The organism is Flavobacterium sp. UGB4466, from assembly GCF_903469665.1.
In the GTDB taxonomy this organism is placed as follows: Bacteria; Bacteroidota; Bacteroidia; order Flavobacteriales; family Flavobacteriaceae; genus Flavobacterium; species Flavobacterium lipolyticum.
In genome coordinates, this window is record NZ_CAGKLC010000064.1 from 1 (window position 1) to 16,509 (window position 16,509).

The following is a 16,509-nucleotide window of genomic DNA, read 5'->3' on the forward strand; positions in this document are numbered from 1 at the left end:
GACCTCGACTGGATTCAAACCAGTAACCTTCTGAGCCGTAATCAGATGCGCTATTCAGTTGCGCCACGAGGCCTTTTTGTTTTTTCAATTGGACTACTTTTTAGCAGCTTTGTTGATTGCTTATTGCCGATGCAAAAATAAGCATATGTCTATTTCTTCAATAAGGAATTAAAGAGAAAAAAAAAGACAAAAGATATTTTTATCCTTTGCCTATATTTGTGACCTCGACTGGATTCAAACCAGTAACCTTCTGAGCCGTAATCAGATGCGCTATTCAGTTGCGCCACGAGGCCTTTTGTTTTTCAATTCAGCTATTTTTCAGTAGCTTTGTTGATTGCTTATTGCGGGTGCAAAGATAGGCATAAATGTGAGATATGCAAGTATGAAATAACATAAAAATGAAAAAAAATGCAGATTGAAAAATATATACGTGATATTCAAGGATTTCCGAAAAAAGAAATTTTGTTCAAAGACATCACACCACTGCTCAATGACCCTATTGCGAGAAAAGAAACCGTTTTTATTTTGGCTGAATCTTTAAAAGGGCTCAAAATCGATAAAGTGGTGGGAGCCGAAAGCCGGGGCTTTTTCTTTGGGATATTACTGGCTCAGGAATTGAATGCAGGCTTTGTTCCGGTAAGGAAGCCAAATAAGCTGCCTTACGACACGATTTCGGCTTCGTACGAACTCGAATACGGCACAGACAGTTTAGAGATGCACACAGACGCCATAAAGAAAGGAGACAGGGTGTTGATTCACGATGATGTTTTGGCCACAGGAGGAACTGCAAAAGCCGTTTGTGAATTGGTAGAACAACTAGGAGGAGAGATCGTACAATGCAATTTCCTAATGGAGCTAAGTTTTTTGAACGGAAGAGAGAAAATTAGCAACTATCCTGTATTTGCTGCGATCACCTATTAAGTAGATTTTAGAATGAAGATTAACGATTTTTTGATTTCTGATTTGATAGGGCTAAATGGTGAGGTTGCTGATTATATATGGTCTCTAAAATCTGAAATCTAAAATCTGAAATCAGAAATCGTTAATCAAAAATTGTTAATCAAAAATCGTTGATTCTCCTTGACGTAAAGAAATTGTATAATAGTTAATTAGATTTCAGAATGAAGATTAACGTTTTTTGATTTCAGATTTGATAGTACTGAATGGTAAGGTTGTTGATTGTATATGGTCTATGAGATCTGAAATCATCAATCGTTAATCAAAAATCCTATATCCAATATCCTCTCTCAAACTAGTGAAATTGTCTAAAGAGTAAAATTTAAAAACAGATAAAAAAAATCCCAATTCTAAATTAGATTCAGAATTGGGATTTATAGTATATAGGAATTATTCTTTATCTCAAGGTTGCTCCAAGTTCAGTTTCGAAAGTCTGCTGTAATTTCGACATGATTTTGTCAATTTGGACGTCCGTAAGCGTTTTAGTGTTGTCCTGAATGGTAAAACTCAAAGCGTACGATTTTTTGCCTTCCGGAAGTTTATTTCCTTCATAAACATCAAACAGGTTAATATCTTTTAAAAGAGACTTCTCTGCTTGTCTCGCAAGGTTGAAAATACTTTCGTAAGTGGTACTTTTATCAATCAGTAAAGCCAAATCTCTTCGAACTTCAGGATATTTTGGAATTTCAGTATACTTAATCTTTCCGGTAATGATTTTTAGAATCAAATCCCAGTTGAAATCAGCAAAGTAAACATCTTGTTTGATTCCGAAATGTTTCAATATTGGCTTTTTAACAATACCTATCTCTACTAATGTCTCGCTGTTGTAGCAAATTGCCGTTCCTTCTGCGAAAACATCCGATTGTACCGGAGCATTGGTGATTTTATCAATTCCTAAACGTGATAATACGCCTCTTACATATCCTTTTAGTAAGAAGAAATCCGTTGCTTTTTGGGGATTGGTCCAGCTTTCTTTGTTTCTGTTTCCTGAAATTAACAAAGTAAGATGTTTGTGCTCCTCATATCCGTTAAGATATTTATGATACGTTTTACCAAATTCAAATAGTTTTAAATCCGAATTCTTTCTGTTGATGTTATACGAAATAGCTTCTAAACCTGAAAACAGCAAAGACTGACGCATCGTCGATAAATCACTGCTTAAAGGGTTCAGAATCGTAACATTGTGCTCCTCTTTTAAAGCAGAAGATAATTTTGCATATGTGGCTGTGGTTAATGAATTGGCCATCATTTCGTGAAACCCTTGAGAGTTCAGCTGAGAAGCAATTACATTTTGAACCTTATAATCTTCTGTTCTTGGAGAATTAGCAACTGTCGCATTGAATTTTTTAGAAAAATTAATGTTGTTGTATCCGTAAACTCTCAGAATTTCTTCGATCACATCAATTTCACGCTGTACATCTACACGGTAAGCAGGGATCGTTAAACCTAAACCTGAATCTGAAACGCTGTTTACTTTTATATCTAAAGAAACCAGAATTTTTTTGATGGTATCTTTTGGAATTTCTTGCCCAATAATTTTCGAAACGTGGCTGAAATTCAATAAAACTGAAAAATCTTCTACTTTTTTAGGGTAAACTTCTATGACATCAGAAGTGATTTTTCCTCCGGCTACTTCCTGAATTAAAAGTGCTGCACGTTTTAAGGCATATTCTGTAATGGTTGGGTCAATTCCTCTTTCAAATCTAAAAGAAGCATCCGTATTTAGTCCGTGTCTTTTAGCGGTTTTACGCACGCTAACAGCATCGAAATAAGCACTTTCTAAGAATATAGCGGTAGTTCCTTCTGAAACTCCGGATTTTTTACCTCCAAAAACACCCGCAATACAAAGTGGCCCTTTTTCGTCACAAATCATTAAATCTTCTTTGTGCAAGGTTCTTTCTACATCATCTAAAGTCACAAATTTAGTGCCCTCAGGAAGTGTTTTTACAATTACTTTTCCATTGATTTTCGCCGCATCAAAAGCGTGTAATGGCTGTCCTAATTCGTGTAAAACATAATTAGTAACATCGACAATATTATTTTTAGGAGTCAGTCCGATTGCTTTAAGACGATCTTGTAACCAGGCTGGAGATTCTTTAACCGTAATTCCGGAGATAGTTACTCCGCAATATCTCGGTGCCAAAAGAGGCTCTTCAACCGTAACGTCAATTTTTAAAGTACGCATGTCTACTCTGAAATTGCTCACTGATGGTGTAATTAATTCGATATTTACACCACGCTGCAGCATTCCGGCTCTTAAATCACGGGCAGTACCCAGGTGACTCATAGCATCTGCACGATTTGGAGTCAATCCAATTTCGAAAACTTCATCGTTGACAACTTTAAAAACTTCCGCAGCAGGAGTTCCCGGAACTAATCCTTCAGCTAAAACCATAATTCCGTCATGACTTGTTCCCAGACCTAATTCATCTTCGGCACAAATCATTCCGTGACTTTCTACTCCACGAATCTTTCCTTTTTTAATGGTGAATTCAGCACCTTCTTTATCGTATAGAACGGTTCCAATTGTAGCAACAGGTACTTTTTGTCCCGCAGCCACATTAGCAGCTCCGCAAACAATTTGAATAGGAGCTTCTAAACCAATATTTACAGTGGTAACTTTTAATCTGTCGGCATCAGGATGTTTTTCGCAGGTCAATACATGCCCCACAACAACACCTTGTAAACCGCCTTTGATCGACTGGTATTTTTCGACAACTTCTACTTCAAGCCCTAAATCCGTTAGTAGCTCTGAAGTTTGATCAGACGGCCAGTCCGTTTTAATAAATTGTTTTAACCAATTGTAAGATATTTTCATTTTGCTTTTTTATTCTTGTATGAGGTTACAAATATAAGAATTGCACATTGTAGTAAGAAACAATTTATTTGCTTTTTTCGGACTATTCTTTCAGAGAGAAATTTTAGAATATCTAAGTCTCTTTTTAACACCGAGAAACATAATTTTACATCTTCAAATAAGGCGTTTCACTTGGAGCAAATCGCATAGCATATGGGAGAGAATTGTATTTCTTTTATATGTTCTTTCAGTAAATAGAAACTATTTTTTTTATGTATTAATTTCTTTTAAAAAGACTTACTACATTGATTGTCAGGTATTTATATTGTTTGATTAAATTAACTCTTCAATGTGTTTTTTAATGTTTTCGGAGATCTTTTTTGTTGGCAGATCGTTTTCATCATCGCCAAACGGGTCTTCGATTTCTTCGGCAATAAGTTCTAAACTTGCCAGTACATAAAAGATGAAAACCACAACCGGAGCTACATAATAGCCTAAACTTACCGAATAACCAAAAGGAAGTGTCATGGTGTAGAAGAAGATAAACTTCTTGATAAAAGCGCTGTAAGAGTAGGGGATAGGGGTGTTTTTGATTCGCTCGCAGGCACCACAAATGTCTGTAAATGATTGCAACTCTTCGTTTAAAGTAATAAGCTGTTCTCCGCTGATTTTTTTATCTTCATACAGATCGTTTATTTTTTGAAAAATTATTCTTTTAACCTGATTTGGTTTGTGTTTGTGGTGATCAATTTCTAAATCTACATCTTCAAAAAGCTGCTTTCCGGTATCGGAATCATGCAGGTGTTTGTGCAATACGGAAGCGTAGGCAGGAATAAACTTTCTAAAGAATTTTTTATCATTTTCTTCTTTCAGCATGACTGAAAGTTTAATGGCCAGATTTCGGCTATTGTTAACAAGACCTCCCCAAAGTTTTCGACCTTCCCACCAACGATCGTAGGCCGTATTGGTTCTAAAAACCAATAACAATGAGATTACAAAACCCAACATCCCATGCATGATCGGGATGTTGTGGATATAGTCGTTTTTGCCAATTTTAAAATACGAGACTTCCAAATACCCTACAATCGAAGAATAAATTCCGATCGCAATCATAACCGGAAGTAGTTTTCTAACGGTATCCGATTTATGAAAATGAAAAATAAAAGTGAACCAATCTTTGGTGTTGTATGAGATCATTTGGACTTGTTTTGAAACAAATTTACTTTAAAAATTGATATTCCCGGCCAATTCTTTCAACGCAATCTCAGATAATTTTGCCTGAAATTGTGCATTGCTGTAGCGTACTTTAGCATTTACATAGTTTAATTGAGCCGTTCTGAAATCAAGCGTTGTAATAGTTCCAATTCTGAATTTATCTAAAGTAATATCTAAATTTTGTTTGGCAATCGTTACGTTGTCTTCTTCCAATCCAATCAATTCTAAATTGGTTAAATACGTTTGAAAAGCGGTACTTAACTGAGTATCGAGGATCATGTTTTGCTGTTCAATCGCAATTTGTGAGTTTTCGATCTGTAGTTTTGCTACCTTTTCATTTCGGTGTTGATTGAACCCGTCAAAAAGGTTTAAAGTGGCATTAAAACCATAGTTAAAACCTTTAGAAGAGTTCTGACTTGTAAATCCAAGACTGGACTGACTTTCGTTAAAGTTGTATCCTGAAGTCAGATTTACCACCGGATAACGGTCTGCTTTTACTTGTTTAAGCTGAAGTTCCGCAATACGTTTGTTGATAATCTGAGATTCTAAAGCCGGATTTTGCTTGTGAGCCAATTCTATTAAATCAACTAAAACGAGTTTATTATCCACAGCAACTACATTGGTTACGGTGAAATTTATTTTAGGATCACGTGCCAAATATTGGTTGAGTAAGATTTTAGCATTGGCATAGGATTCTTTTTGTCTCAATAAAGCAACCTGATCTGAATTTAAATCAACCTGCGCATTTAAAACTTCCAGTTTTGATGCTTTTCCAATGCTGAAACGGTTTTGAGCCAGCGTTAATCTTTGGTTCGAAATTACAATTGTGGTGTCTAATGCAGACAGTTGCTGCTGTTGTTGTACCAAATCAAAGTAAGCGCTGTTGACCTGTCCGATTTTGACCAATATCACTCTTTTCATTTCAGAATCACCCAGTTTTTGCAATTCTTTAAGCTGATCCAGTTTGGCAAACATTTTCATTCCGTCAAAAACGGTCCATCCCAAACTAACACCGTAGGCTAAACTGTTATTTTTGGCATTTCGTAAAGAGGTTGTAGTTCCGTCCTGACGTGTTTGCGAGGAATTGGTAACACTGTTATTATCGGTTACCGAAGCCGTGGCCCTTGGCAGCATTCCGGCGTTTCCAACTGTTACATTGGTTTCGTTTATTTTAAGGCTGTTTTTGGCAATCTTAATTTCGAAATTATTCTCTAAGGCGATCTTCATGGCGTCTTCAATGGTTAAGACTTCCTGCGCACTGCTTTTTGTTGTACAGAACAACAATAAAACGAGACTTGTTACTATTATTTTAGCTTTCATGTGATGAAGGATTAGCTGCGATTCGACTTTTTCAGAAGAGATTCGCAGCTTCTATATGGTTTCAGATTTTATATCAATTATTTCGTGTTTCTTTCATATTCATCAATATGATCAAATTCAGGATAATGTTTTCTCGCTTTGGACCACATTAAATAAATAGCAGGAATCACAAATAGGGTTAGAGCCAACGAAAAGATGGTACCTCCAACAATTACAACTCCCATACCAATTCTACTCGTAGAGGCAGCACCAAGTGACATTGCAATTGGCAAAGCTCCTAAAGCAATCGCCAAACTTGTCATTAAAATTGGACGCAAACGTGCTTCTGAGGCTTCTAAAATAGCTTCCAGTTTTGGTTTTCCTTGTTCGCGAAGCTGATTAGCAAATTCTACAATCAAAATACCATTCTTCGTCACCAATCCGATAAGCATTACCGTTCCAATCTGGCTAAAGATATTCCAGGTTTGATTGAAGAGCCATAATGAGAATAACGCTCCGGCAACCGCCATTGGTACGGTTAAGATGATGATAAGCGGATCGATAAAACTCTCAAACTGTGCAGCAAGAATTAAAAAGATCAGCAATAAGGCTAATCCGAAGGCGAAAGAAGTGTTTGAACTACTCTCAACAAAGTCTCTCGACTCTCCACTTAAATCAGTGGTGAAAGTATCGTTAAGTACTTTTGCTTTGATTCTGTCCATTTCCTGAATACCGTCGCTGATACTTTTTCCCGGTGCTAAACCTGCAGAAACGGTTGCCGACATATAACGGTTGTTGTGGTACAATTGAGGCGGATTACTTTGTTCTTCAATTTTAACCACGTTGTCCATCTGGATCAATTCTCCGCTTTTATTTTTTACAAACATAGAAGTCAGATCCAGCGGTTTCGAACGGTCTTTTTGATCAAACTGACCAATTACCTGATACTGTTTTCCGTTCTTAATGAAATACCCAAAACGCTGTCCACTTAAAGAAAGCTGTAACGTTTGTGCAATGTCAAGAATCGAAATTCCTAAACTCTCTGCTTTTTCACGATCAATACTTACGTTGATTTCGGGTTTGTTGAATTTTAAATTCACATCGGTAACCGAGAAAACGTCACTTTTACCCACTTCTTCCATAAAAACCGGGATTTTTTCTCTCAGTTTCTCAAAATTCGGAGCCTGAATGATATACTGAATCGGTAATCCTCCACGACGGTTTACAGCAATGGTTGGCTGTTGAATAACGGATGTTTTAGCATCCGGATATCGTTTGGTCATTTTGGTCAATTGATCCGCAATATCCTTCTGAGATCTTTTTCTCTGATCCGGTTCAACTAATGAAAGTCGGATAAAACCTGAGTTCGTGGCCGAAGCTCCAAAACCCGGTGCAGTAATAACCAGACTCACTTTTTTCTCCGGAATAGAATCGTCTACCAATCTCGAGATTTCCTGCATAAAACGATCGGTGTATTCGTAAGAGGATCCTTCAGGTGTAGTCATACGCATGGTCACAGAACTACGATCGTCATAAGGCGCAGTTTCTTTTGGCAGTATGGTAAAAAACAAATAGATCAATCCAAAACAAGCAATCAGAATAGGGAAACTAAGCCATTTTTTTGCGATAAAACGATTCAAAGAGTCGGCATAACCGCTGTTTAGTTTCTCAAAGAAAGGCTCGGTTTTGACGTAGAATTTAGATTTTTTCTGCTCTCCGCCTTTCATCAAATAGGCATTAAGCATTGGTGTTAAAGTCAGCGATACAAAAGCCGAGATTAAAACGGCAGCTCCAATGACGACCCCAAATTCCCTAAAGAGTCGGCCTACAAATCCTTCTAAAAATATGACCGGTAAAAATACGGCTGCAAGGGTTACCGAAATCGAGATTACGGCATAGAATATTTCATTAGATCCTTTAATCGCGGCTTCAATTGGCGACATGCCTTCTTCAACTTTCTTGAAGATATTCTCGGTCACAACAATACCGTCGTCGACCACCAGACCGGTGGCTAAAACAATCGCAAGCAGAGTCAATACGTTGATCGAAAATCCGAAAAGCCACATGATAAAAAACGTCGCAATCAAGGAAACAGGAATATCAATTAATGGTCTGAATGCAATAGCCCAGTCTCTGAAAAACAAGTAAATAATAATGATTACCAGAATAATGGATATCCCTAAAGTTTCGGCAACTTCTAATACTGATTTTTTTACAAAGATTGTATTGTCCAGTGCAATATTCAGTTTGATATCTTTTGGAAGATCCTTCTTTAAGGCTTCATACTTTTTGTAAAATTCAGATGAAATGTCCAGATAGTTGGCTCCCGGCATTGGTACTATAGCAAGACCAATCATAGGTAAACCGGATTGACTCAATTTTGTTTCGATGTTTTCAGGACCTAATTCAGCTCCTCCAATGTCGCTTAAACGAACAATCTTATCTCCGTTAGTACGAATGATAATGTTGTTGAATTCTTCCGGTTTTGAAAGATTACCAACCGTTTTTACGGTTAATTCGGTATTGTTTCCTGTTAGTTTTCCTGAAGGCAATTCAACGTTTTGGGAGTTTAAAGCATTGCGAACATCAGATACGGTACATTTATAAGCGGTAAGTTTTACAGGGTCAATCCACAAACGCATAGCGTAGCGTTTTTGCCCCCAGATTTGAACACCGCTGACTCCGGGAATGGTTTCCAAACGTTGTGAAATCACATTTTCGGCATAATCACTCAGTTCCAGAGAACTTCTGGTGTCACTTTGCACGGTCATCGAAATAATGGCATCACTATCGGCATCTGCTTTGGAGACTACCGGTGGGGCGTCAATATCCTGCGGCAAACTTCTGATGGCTTGAGAAACTTTATCACGAACGTCGTTTGCTGCTTCTTCCAGATTTTTATCCAGATTAAATTCAATGGTGATGTTGCTGCTTCCCTGATTACTGGAAGAAGTTATGTTTCGAATCCCATCAATTGCGTTAACCGCTTTTTCAAGAGGCTCTGTGATCTGAGATTCTATAATGTCGGAATTGGCTCCGGTATAGTTGGTTCGGATAGAAACCTGCGCAGGGTCGATCGAAGGAAATTCCCTAACACCTAAAAAGGTATAACCAATGAAACCGAATAGAATAATTAAAAGATTCAGTACGATGGTTAAAACAGGTCTTTTTATACTGGTTGTTGATAAACTCATACTGTTATTTCTGATTTTAGATTTTAGATTTTAGATTTTTTTTTTGAATAGCGGACAAAAGAGTATGGAATATAGAAAATAGATTGGAGCGTATTAAGTATCCCGTTAGACGTCATACATTTCACAACTCACATTTTACATTTTCTATTTTTTTACATTCACTTTTATTGGCGCCTCATTTTTAAGTGACATTACGCCACTGGTAATTAGAGTATCTCCGGCTTTTAGTCCTGACAGAATTAAAATAGAAGAGTCTGTTCTTGTCGTAGCGTCAACCATCACTTCTTTGGCTTTACCCATATTGGCAATGTATACTTTCTTACCGCTTTGTACCGGAATTATAGCTTCTGAAGGCACCACAATGGCATCTTTTACAATGTTTAGAGGCAGTTTTACATCGGCAAAAGTTCCTGGGAAAAGCTTTCCGTCAACGTTATCAGCAATAGCACGAATTTGCAGTGTACGTGTAGCAACTTCGACTTCCGGCTCGATGGCGTATATTTTTGCTGTATAGACTTTATCGGAACCTGAAACGGAAAAATCGATAGTTGATCCGGATTTTACTTGTGAAGCATATTTTTCAGGTATCGAAAATGTAATTTTTAGTTTACCGGTATTTACCAGTTTGGCAACCAGAACGGTAGGAGTGATGTAGGTGCCCGGAGAAATTGAACGCAAACCAACTTTTCCTGAAAACGGAGCTTTAACGGAAGTTTTGGCAATTTGAGCTCTGATTAACTGACTTTGTGCCTGTGCAGAAGCATGATCGGCTTTCGCAACGTCAAACTCTTCCTGACTGATAGCTTCCTTCTGAAGCAATAATTTTGCTCTTCTCTCATTTTCAGCAGCCAGACCTTCACGGGTTACGGCTTGTCTAAGTTGTGCTTTTAATTCGATGTCATTTACTTTAAAAAGTACCTGTCCTTTGTTTACAAAACTGCCTTCATTGAAGTAAATCCCTTCCACAATTCCGGAAACTTCACTTCGAATTTCAATTTGTTCATTGGCTTCAATAGAACCTGATAGTGACAGGTTGTTGTCGAAGGTTGCAGTTTTAACAACTATTCCGGTTACAGTAGTAGGAGTATCTTTGTCTCCAAACTTTTTCGATTCGTCGTTTTTCTTTTTATTCGACACGACTCTGTAGGCAATAAAACCTCCTAATACGATGATCAGTAGGGCGTAAACTAAGTTTTTTACTTTCATAAACTTGAGGTAAAGGTATTTTTTTGGTGTATGTTTTGAGTAAGCACACAAATTTAACTTTTTGTTGTGAAATCTGGAGAGCTTAGCTTTTATTTAACATTTGTACGTACAAACATTACATAAAACTAAACTTAGACTCTTTTTCTGCACCAAGGTTTAATACAGGAACTAAAAAAAACAAAATAAATAATCAACTCGTTGGTTTTAAATAATATAAAAATTACTTAATGCATAATCCCGATGCATCGGGATATATAAAAGTATATAAAAAGAAACCATAGTTGCAGCTGTGTTCAAAATAAGTCAAACGCCTGATTTAAAAATATTAATTCTATGTATGTACCTGTTAAAGAATGATTATATCCAACGGGTTAAATAAGTTAAAGTTTACATCCTTTTAAAACTTCTTTTCTATGGTTTTACCCACAAAAAGGGTAGAATTACGGTTTCTGCAAATCAAAAAAATCCGTTAAAGATGATTTTCGAAGCATTTTGTCCGATTTTATTTGCACTTTATCGATTTTATTCGTAACATTGATAGGCTTAAACAAAATGATCTGTTTTTTAAGGACTAATAATGTTTTTGAGAGTTAAGCGTTAAAATGTGTAGGTTTTTTATTTGATTTAAAGTTAAAATAGTTAAATAAATAAGCAGTGTAGTTAACAACTGTTTAGACATTTTTTAAGTTTCAACACCAAATTTACTTGTTTATGCTGAAAAAATTACTTGTTGGTTTATGGATGGCATTGTTGGTTGTTGCTATCTCATTTCTCTTCTGGCAGAATGAATTTAAATACAGTTTACCTACGCCGGTTCCTCAAAATTTCAAAGCGATAGCTCTAGGAAGCAAGATTGATTTAAAATGTTGTTTGGCAGATCGAAAACCCATTTTTATCCATTTCTTCAATCCCGACTGTCCTTGTTCTCGGTTTAACATTCCTCATGTTTCGGAACTCATTAAAAAGTATGGTGACCGGATTAATTTTAAAATTGTGGTGCTCAACAAAGAGAGGTCTTTCACTATAGCCGAAATTCAGAAAAAATTTGATGCTGAAATTCCGGTTTATTTCGATCAGGCTATAGCGAAAAGTTGTGGTGTATTCTCAACCCCGCAGGCTGTTCTTCTGGATGCTTCTCAGAATTTGTATTATCGTGGGAACTACAATAAAACCAGGTATTGTACCAATGCCGACAGTAATTATGCGCAAATAGCAATTGATTCCTTATTGAAACAGCATCATTCTCCTTCGTTTGATGTTTTAGCTCTGAGAGCTTATGGATGCTCGTTACCAAAATGCAATAAATAAACCAAATTCTTAACCAAAATCATTTTAATTTATGAAAACAAGAGCCAGTTTGAATGAACAAGATTATTTGCACAATTTCATGTCTACGATGACCCAACGATCGGACACCATTGTCAATTATGTTTTAGCGATTTATTTTCTGTTTGGAATTGCTTTAGCTTTTAAATATGATACGTTTGAAATCGGAGTAGGAGTAGGTGTTTTAAATTTGCTGTTGTATTATTCGGCAAAGTTTTTCTTTAAAAAATCTAACTTTTACCAGTATGTGCTGGCTATTGTTTTGGCCATATTTATGGCACAGTACATCTATCAAATGCATGGTTTGTTTGAGATGCATTTTACCGTTTTTATTGCCAGTACAATTTTAATTATCTATCAAAACTGGAAGCTCCAGATTCCTTTGACACTTTTGGTGGTCTTGCATCATGGGGCTTTGGCGTATTTGCAAAATCAGGTTTTCAACGACCCAAAAGGATTACAATTGTATTTTTCACAGGTTAATTTTGATGTGGAAACCTTTGTAATTCACGTCGTCTTGGCGGCAGTGGTATTTTTTATGAATGGGTATTGGGCGTATTATTTTAAAGAACACAGTCAAAACCACATTTCTAAAATTTCAGACGAATACGAATTAGAAAACATGAAGCTGGCTTCTGCAAAGTACAGTTCACTAACCGCTACTAAAGATTATAATGATTTCATTCACAGAACTACACTGGATTTGAAATTACCAGTAAGCTCTGTGCTTAAACTTATTGACGTTTCCAAAGGACACACAGACAATGATAAATTATTGAATTATCTGGAGATGATGCGTGAAAGCGCCAAGAGAATTGACGACCTGGTAAACGATATTCATGTGAAATCTACTGATAGCAGGAATTAAAACAACAACTTGCAGTGTGTTTTAAATCAGTGATTTATACATTTTAAAATACAGGCCTAAGATAAAAAATGGTATTGCTTATTAATTTTAAATACAGGATTTATGGACAACAGAATTACTCGCCCGACTCCATCCGACAGAGAAGTCGACTGGAACAAAACAAAAGTATTATTAAGTAAAACAGATACAAAAGGAACCATTTTATATGCAAATGAGGCATTTATTGATGTTTCGGGATATGATGAGCACGAATTAATCGGTCACGCTCATAATATTGTCCGTCATCCGGATATGCCGAGAGTTATTTTTAAATTTCTATGGGATAGTATTAAATCAAGTCAGAATATCCATGTCATTATCAAAAACATGTCTAAAACGGGACGATTTTATTGGGTGGTAACCGATTTTAAAATCATTGCAGATGGTGATGGTGAAATTGTTGGTTACTTCGGAACAAGAAAAGCTGTGCCGGAAGAAATCATTACCAAGTTTATTGATCCTCTGTATAAAAAACTGCTGCATATTGAGGAGGTAAGCGGAATGGGTGCTGCCGAAGATTATTTGATTGGCTTTTTAGAAGAACGCAAAAAAACGTATATGGAGTACATCGATCATTTGATTGCGACAGGAAAAGACGATAAGAACAAAATAAGCAAAGGACTTTTTAGTGGTCTGTTTGAAAAAAAAGCAGCTCCTAAAAAATAGAACTTTAACTAGGTTACATATACTTCATTGTAAAAGATAAGCATTCAACTTAGAAGAATTTGTCCCCCAACGAATTCAAATCACCAAAAACATCAGTTGTTAAAAGCTTGGCCTTTACCACAATGAAGTATATTTTTTTTTATAAATTTCCATAAGCCTTCGACTTCGCTCAGGGTGACCAAAGTATAGCGATATTTGGTTTAGTTTTCATAAGCCTTCGACTTCGCTCAGGGTGACCAAAGTATAGCTGTATTTAGTTTAGTTTTCAAAAGCCTTCGACTCCGCTCAGGGTGAACAAAGTATAGCGATATTTGGTTTAGTTTTCATAAGCCTTCGACTCCGCTCAGGGCGACCGCAATAGCTGTATTTGATTTAGTTTTCATAAGCCTTCGACTTCGCTCAGGGTGACCGTAGTATAGCTGTATTTATTTTAGTTTTCATAAGCCTTCGACTCCGCTCAGGATGACCGTAGTATAACTGTATTTGGTTTAGTTCTCAAAAGCCTTCGACTCCGCTCAGGTTGACCGTAGTATAGCTGTGTTTATTTTAGTTTTCAAAAGCCTTCGACTCCGCTCAGGTTGACCGTAGTATAGCGGTATTTAGTTTAGTTTTCATAAGCCTTCGACTCCGCTCAGGGTGACCGCAATAGCTGTATTTGATTTAGTTTCCATAAGCCTTCGACTTCGCTCAGGATGACCATAGCGTTCTTGTTTAGAATATCCGTAGTAAAACACAATATCAGTATCTTAACATCTCAGCACCTTAGAACCTTAGAACCTTAGTACCTTAGAACCTTAGAACCTTAACTAATATAATTCCAAATGTTTTTCTTCTTGGTCAGTTCGATAAAAACAGCCTTTAATATGGCGTGTTCTGGTTTTTGTAACGGTGCGTCCTCTTTTAGGATTTTCATGGCATAATTACGTGCCATACCTAGAATATCCCTGTCGCGGACAATATCGGCAATTTGAAGATTTAGAACGCCGCTTTGTTGTGTTCCCATCAAATCACCCGGGCCGCGTAGTTTAAGATCTACTTCGGCGATTTCAAAACCATCATTGGTCTGAACCATGGTTTCCATTCGTGTTTTACTGTCGGAACTTAATTTGAAACTCGTCATCAGAATACAATAACTCTGTTCGGCTCCACGTCCTACACGTCCACGCAGCTGATGCAATTGCGACAGACCAAAACGTTCTGCGCTTTCAATGATCATTACACTGGCATTAGGAACGTTAACACCAACCTCAATTACAGTGGTGGCTACCATGATATTGGTTTTACCTTCAGAAAAACGTTTCATCTCAGCATCTTTATCAGCAGGTTTCATTTTGCCATGCAGGATAGAAATAGCGTATTGAGGTAATGGAAAATCACGAGAAATACTCTCATAACCGTCCATCAGATCTTTAAAATCCATTTTTTCTGATTCCTGAATCAACGGATAAACAATATAAATCTGTCTCCCTAATGCAATTTCATCACGCAGGAATTTCCAGACTTTCAAACGATTACTGTCGTATCGGTGAACCGTTTGAATTGGTTTTCGTCCGGGAGGTAATTCGTCAATTACAGAAATATCTAAGTCCCCATATAAACTCATTGCCAAAGTTCTCGGAATAGGAGTAGCGGTCATAACCAAAACGTGCGGAGGAATTTCGTTTTTCTTCCACAATTTCGAACGCTGTTCTACGCCAAAACGATGCTGTTCGTCAATTACAGCGAGTCCCAGATTCTGAAATTTTACCTTGTCTTCCAGTAGTGCATGTGTACCAATTAAAATTTGCAAACTTCCGTTTTCCAGTTCTTCGTGAATTATTTTTCGGGCTGCAGTTTTACTTGAACCTGTTAAGAGTTTTATGTTGATATTTAGCGTTTTAGCTAATTCAGATAAACCGATAAAATGCTGATTGGCAAGGATTTCTGTAGGAGCCATTAAGCACGCCTGAAAACCATTGTCTATCGCCAAAAGCATACTCATAAAAGCCACAATTGTTTTTCCGGACCCCACATCTCCCTGCAGCAATCGGTTCATCTGGGCATTGCTTCCCATATCAGAACGAATCTCTTTGATTACTCTCTTTTGAGCATTTGTGAGGCTAAAAGGTAAATGATTCTGATAAAATTCATTAAAAAACGTTCCTACCGTAGTAAAAGGATGTCCTTTTATTTTATGCTTTCGAATAAGGTTTTTAGTGATTAATTGAAGTTGTATAAAAAACAATTCCTCGAATTTTAGTCGGTATTGCGCTTTCGCTAAAGCATCAGTGCTTTTCGGAAAATGAATGTTGAATAAAGCGGCTCTTTTAGAAATAAGCCGTAGTTCCTCGATTAGATAAGCTGGAAAAGTTTCGGTAAATAGAGCCTGAGTTTCCAGAAACAGCTGTTCCATTAGTTTGTTAATGGTACGGTTCGAAATCCCTTTATTAGCCAGTGTTTCGGTGGAAGGATATACAGGCTGCATGGCCGAACGAAGACTTCTTTCATGTTCGCTCCACAATTCAATTTCCGGATGTGCCATACTAAATTGACTTCCGTATAGCGAACATTTTCCAAAAATCACACAAACCTCATTCAGTTTCAGACTTTCACGAATCCATTTATGCCCTTGAAACCAATTTAGATCTATTTGCCCCGTGTCATCAACAAAAGTAGCTACAAGTCGTTTTTTATTCTTTGCAAATTCGACGGTTTTAATATTGATTATTTTTCCAATAATCTGCACCTCAGATCCTGTATTCTGAAGTTCATTAATTTTATAATAACGCGTTCGGTCTATATATCTGTTCGGGAAAAAATTAACCAAATCTCCGTATTTATGAATCCCAAGTTCCTTTCGAAGCAGCTGACCACGACTGGGACCAACGCCTTTTAGGTATTCAATGGGGGTTTCAAGGAGATTGTTGGACATTTCGGTAATTGTAGATTTTAGATTTTTAGAG

At 36.9% G+C, this 16,509-nt stretch carries 10 protein-coding genes and 2 tRNA genes; 4 read left to right on the plus strand and 8 right to left on the minus strand.

Annotated elements, in window-relative coordinates; genetic code table 11:
- Together JO950_RS14875 and JO950_RS14880 are read right to left on the minus strand one after the other, a co-directional pair.
- A tRNA-Arg gene (locus JO950_RS14875) sits at positions 1-73 on the minus strand.
- 146 nt (positions 74-219) lie between these two features.
- Positions 220-293 (minus strand) — tRNA-Arg (locus tag JO950_RS14880).
- 115 nt (positions 294-408) lie between these two features.
- Between JO950_RS14880 and JO950_RS14885 the strand changes: the two genes are divergently transcribed.
- Entirely contained in the window at positions 409-921 is a 513-nt protein-coding gene (locus tag JO950_RS14885) for an adenine phosphoribosyltransferase (RefSeq protein WP_202703370.1), read from the plus strand.
- A gap of 433 nt (positions 922-1,354) precedes the next feature.
- On the opposite strand, the gene pheT is transcribed toward JO950_RS14885, so the two are convergent.
- The 5 genes from pheT to JO950_RS14910 form a co-directional block, all read right to left on the minus strand.
- Positions 1,355-3,775 carry a phenylalanine--tRNA ligase subunit beta gene (gene pheT / locus JO950_RS14890; protein ID WP_202703371.1) on the minus strand — a complete coding sequence of 807 codons (2,421 nt, stop codon included), beginning with the start codon at positions 3,773-3,775 and terminating at the stop codon, positions 1,355-1,357.
- A gap of 312 nt (positions 3,776-4,087) precedes the next feature.
- Complete coding sequence (locus tag JO950_RS14895) at positions 4,088-4,951, minus strand: bestrophin family protein (RefSeq protein ID WP_202703372.1); 864 nt, start codon at positions 4,949-4,951, stop codon at positions 4,088-4,090.
- Between the two features lie 27 nt (positions 4,952-4,978).
- Complete coding sequence (locus JO950_RS14900) at positions 4,979-6,289, minus strand: TolC family protein (protein WP_202703373.1); 1,311 nt, start codon at positions 6,287-6,289, stop codon at positions 4,979-4,981.
- 77 nt (positions 6,290-6,366) lie between these two features.
- Entirely contained in the window at positions 6,367-9,462 is a 3,096-nt protein-coding gene (locus JO950_RS14905) for an efflux RND transporter permease subunit (RefSeq protein ID WP_070908116.1), read from the minus strand.
- Positions 9,463-9,606: 144 nt separating this feature from the next.
- Entirely contained in the window at positions 9,607-10,668 is a 1,062-nt protein-coding gene (locus JO950_RS14910) for an efflux RND transporter periplasmic adaptor subunit (protein ID WP_202703374.1), read from the minus strand.
- A gap of 711 nt (positions 10,669-11,379) precedes the next feature.
- On the opposite strand from JO950_RS14910, the gene JO950_RS14915 reads away from it, so the two are divergent.
- From JO950_RS14915 to JO950_RS14925, 3 genes are all read left to right on the plus strand, one after another.
- Positions 11,380-11,976, plus strand: coding sequence for a thioredoxin fold domain-containing protein (locus JO950_RS14915; RefSeq protein WP_202703375.1), 597 nt, complete (start codon positions 11,380-11,382; stop codon positions 11,974-11,976).
- Between the two features lie 31 nt (positions 11,977-12,007).
- Positions 12,008-12,862, plus strand: coding sequence for a hypothetical protein (locus JO950_RS14920; RefSeq protein ID WP_202703376.1), 855 nt, complete (start codon positions 12,008-12,010; stop codon positions 12,860-12,862).
- A gap of 102 nt (positions 12,863-12,964) precedes the next feature.
- The gene (locus tag JO950_RS14925) at positions 12,965-13,567 is read left to right on the plus strand and encodes a PAS domain-containing protein (protein WP_202703377.1); all 603 of its coding nucleotides are present in this window, start codon (positions 12,965-12,967) and stop codon (positions 13,565-13,567) included.
- A gap of 802 nt (positions 13,568-14,369) precedes the next feature.
- Here JO950_RS14925 and recG read toward each other — a convergent pair.
- Entirely contained in the window at positions 14,370-16,478 is a 2,109-nt protein-coding gene (recG, locus tag JO950_RS14930; protein WP_202703378.1) for an ATP-dependent DNA helicase RecG, read from the minus strand.
- Positions 16,479-16,509 lie beyond the last annotated feature (31 nt).